Here is a 3,459-nt window from a genome sequence, read left to right as displayed (position 1 = left end):
TCCGGTCAGTACCGCTCTTTTGGTATCTGCGATTGCCTCTGCAACGGTCTCTTCAACGCTTGCACAGGCCCCCAATGTAAGAGCGGCAAGTGCAGGCAATGCTGTCCATTTCAGGTTTGTTTTTGTTCTAGACATGTGGCTTCCTTTCGGAACTGGCTGAAGGTGCGAGAAGAACGCGAGGCCGGTGCCTTTTGTTCCGGCGGGAGCTTTGGCCCACCAGTCAACGCGAAGCGGCCAACGGAATGTCGCATGCGGCGAGATGACCCGGCGTGAGGAACCGGAACGGTCAGCATCTGTTCTTAAGACAGCGCAAATCCAGCCAAGGAAGAGAAACCGTTATGGCTAGTACACAAACCGACAACAAATCGAACAACAACAAGAAATCATCGAAGTCCGGCGCGTCGCAATCGTCCAAAAAATCATCAGGCGGATCGCAATCCGCCTCGCGCAAAAGCAGTTCGAAAAGCAACGGCAACAGCCGTTTGGAGAATTTGCCCGATTGGACGTCAACCGCGGTTTCGATTGCAGGTGCAGGCTTGGCCGTAGGCTTGGGCCTCTACGCCACCCGCAAGCAGTGGATGCCCAAAATCGAGGAATGGCAGCAACGCCCATTCGCGGCCGCCCATTCGGATCATGAGACCGATTACCGGAACTTTGACCAGACCCGCAATGCCGGTCCGCAATCGATGCGCGATGATCCAGGTGAAGATTGGGATAAGGTGGACGACATGTCGGATGCCTCCTTTCCCGCAAGCGATCCCCCTTCGTACACTCCCGGAACGGCCTGACATACCTACCCTGGAACGATGGTGAATTGATCAGAAAAAGGTGGCAGTTCTTGCCACCTTTTTCTTTATTTTCTGCTAGTTGATGGGATAACTTCAAGCAACATCTCGATTGCCTTCATTGTCGCCGCAAGCCGTACCGCAGTCCGCCCGGTTTCAAAGCTGTCCAGTTTGGCCGTACGCGGTTCCCCGTCCCTGCTGGCGCAAGTTAAATAAACCAGACCCGCTTTACCATCGGCACCAGCACTGCCTGCATAGCCTGTTATAGAGACAGCAACATCACAGGACGATCGATGCAAAGCGCCTTTTGCCATCGCTTCGGCGACCTCGGAACTGACAGCCCCTTTGCTCGCTAGCAGCGCTGGTGTGACGCCCAGCATCCTTTCTTTCGCGCTATCGCTGTACACTATGAAGCCGGAATCGAAACTGTGGCTAAGCCCTTCGATATCGGTCACCAGGCAACTTAGCAGACCGCCGGTGCAGCTTTCAGCAGTCGCCAATCGCCAGCCCGATTGCTCCAGCCTTTCGAGCAGCAAATGCACTTTGGGTTCAAATTCTGCAGGCAAATTCAAAAATCAGTTTATCGGGCAACTGCATATTGAGCATTCCTGTCAGCTTTGATCTTCATGGCCCAAGGTGGACTTCACCGTGGGCATGACGACCAATGTGAAAAGCGTGAGCAGCGAGAGGAAAACAGCAACCGGGAAAGCACCCAAGCCACAGGCGATCCCTATCGCGGCTGTAACCCACAAGCTGGCAGCAGTTGCCGTTCCCCGGACATCGCCATGCTTTTGCAAGATCGCGCCCCCACCAATAAAGCCGATACCCGTGACAACGCCTTCTACGACACGGGCCATCGCCTCTCGCTCCATCTGCATCGTTATTTCGGCGGCTTCGATAAAACCGCAGCTCGCCAGCGCAACCAAGGGAAAGGTTCTCAGGCCTGCGCTATGCCCCAGCCGCTCGCGATTCCAGGCTATCGGAATGGCGAGGATATAAGCGGCAATGAGTGGAAGAAGGTCGCCGAACTGGGCGGTCACATCCCTGATCACATCATCGTCCTTAAAGACTATGCGATTGGAAAAATTGCAGAGCCCCGCGGAGAGAGTGGGTCGGGGCTCTGCAATCGCCGACCAATGATCAGCTCCGCGTAAACCACGGAAATTCAGAATCGTTCCAATGAGATGTCATTGACTGGCAGGGCCTTGCGATTTTTGAAGCGTCTGCGCCATATCGAGGTGCGACGAAACCGGAGTAACCAGTTCGGTCGCCAAAGCACGGATATCTACATCCGAACCTCTTGCCGAAAAGTCTTGTAGCAACCGAAGCGCTTGCCGGTGCGCTGAAACCTGAGCATCGATATAGGCACGATCAAACTCTTCACCTGTGGCTGCGTTTAGCTGATCCATGATGGTCTTCTTGTCAGCTGGCAGAGCGGTGGGCATGGTGTAGGGTTGGCTGCCGCTCCTGCCACTTCCTTCAATTTCGCGGACGATGCCGTATGTGCATCGATCATCGATTGGGCAAAAACGCTTCACATCGGCCGATTTGGCTTTGCGCACAGCAAGCCGCGAGCTTTCGATCTCGAACATGTCACTCACCGCCAGATCGTTGACAAACGTAGCGGTGGAAACGCTGGTCACCGAACCATTGGCCGCCGTCCCTGTGCCAGTCTGCTCTTCGGTCATGTTCGGGTTATCGGCCATGGCCTCGTCATTGTCTGGCTCCCGGTTACATCCCGACACGACGATCAGGCTAAGGCCGAGGGCAATTATTGATCGACGCATGGCAAAACTCCTCTTGAATATGGTGAGCCATTAGAACGAGGGGGCCGTGCTTTTGTTCCTGCCCCACAGCCAGGCGCAGCAATCGCGCGATCAAAGGCTTCCTATGCGCTGCTGGTATCGCATCAAAACGCGCAGAAAATTGGGCTCAACATCGCGCGTCGGGCATGCACCGTCGAACAGGCCATTCGGGCAAAACCGTTCGCCGGTCCATGCTATGTGCGACAATATGGGGTAAAGGCACATGCCGTAAATCGGTACCTTTTTACGAACCGCTTTCTGGCATTCGTCGGCGACATAATCGAACCAGCCGGCACGGATATCGCCTTCCGCACCGGTTTCGCTCAGCAATATCGGCCGATCATACCGCGCATAAACATCCGCCAGCAGATCCGAAAGCGGAACGCGCCTTGGATCGTCGAGCGCCAGTTGCTCCCGGTCCGAATAAAATTGACTATAAGGATAATGGTTCACACCGACGACATCGATATGATCCGACACATCAATCGCGCAGTCGGGATTTCTTCCCATCAACAAGTCATTTGCACTGAATTGCGCGGCGTCCAGAATTTGCGCCTCCTCGGCATCCTCCGGGCCGCGTGCATGCACCTTGATCAGTGGATCGACAGTCATGATCAACGCCTCCGGATCGACCTGCTTGATCGCGATAGTCGCACTCGCAAAAGCCTTGCAAAGGGCAAGTTTTAGCTCATCGCCCCGGTTTTTTGACCAAGGTAGAAATGTCCTGCCTCCCCCGCCGCCCATGCCAGAAAGCTGATTTCGTTGATGGGGACATACAAACCGGCACGCCCGATCCGGATCGCCGCTTCGCGGGCAAATTTGCAAATGCTCCGGGAATGAGGGGTCAAATGGGTTGATCCAGTCCGGAA

General features: G+C 55.1%; 5 protein-coding genes. 1 reads left to right on the top strand and 4 read right to left on the bottom strand.

What is annotated here, in order from left to right; genetic code table 11:
- Positions 1–338: 338 nt before the first annotated feature.
- Positions 339–788, top strand: a complete 450-nt coding sequence (locus VZ94_RS26610) for a hypothetical protein (protein ID WP_045780814.1) — start codon at positions 339–341, stop codon at positions 786–788.
- Positions 789–853: 65 nt separating this feature from the next.
- Here the strand turns inward: VZ94_RS26610 and VZ94_RS21500 are convergent, their stop codons facing one another.
- The 4 genes from VZ94_RS21500 to VZ94_RS26335 all read right to left on the bottom strand — a co-directional run.
- Complete coding sequence (locus VZ94_RS21500; protein WP_052700835.1) at positions 854–1,357, bottom strand: CinA family protein; 504 nt, start codon at positions 1,355–1,357, stop codon at positions 854–856.
- A gap of 39 nt (positions 1,358–1,396) precedes the next feature.
- A complete protein-coding gene (locus VZ94_RS21495; RefSeq protein WP_052700836.1) occupies positions 1,397–1,825 on the bottom strand; it encodes an MgtC/SapB family protein in 429 nt (142 codons plus the stop codon).
- 147 nt (positions 1,826–1,972) lie between these two features.
- The gene (locus VZ94_RS21490) at positions 1,973–2,572 is read right to left on the bottom strand and encodes a DUF4142 domain-containing protein (RefSeq protein ID WP_082081905.1); all 600 of its coding nucleotides are present in this window, start codon (positions 2,570–2,572) and stop codon (positions 1,973–1,975) included.
- 90 nt (positions 2,573–2,662) lie between these two features.
- A partial coding sequence (locus tag VZ94_RS26335) for a glycoside hydrolase family protein (protein WP_204369260.1) occupies positions 2,663–3,459 on the bottom strand: 797 nt, incomplete at its 5' end.

This window comes from Methylocucumis oryzae, from assembly GCF_000963695.1.
GTDB classification, from domain to species: Bacteria; Pseudomonadota; Gammaproteobacteria; order Methylococcales; family Methylomonadaceae; genus Methylovulum; species Methylovulum oryzae.
Note: the sequence above shows the minus strand (reverse complement) of the source record. Positions and strands in the feature narration are given on the sequence as shown.

Excerpts from the sequence above, each read along its gene's own strand:
- VZ94_RS26610 (WP_045780814.1), top strand. The coding sequence starts at position 339 with ATGGCTAGTACACAAACCGACAACAAATCGAACAACAACAAGAAATCA.
- VZ94_RS21490 (WP_082081905.1), bottom strand. The coding sequence starts at position 2,572 with ATGCGTCGATCAATAATTGCCCTCGGCCTTAGCCTGATCGTCGTGTCG.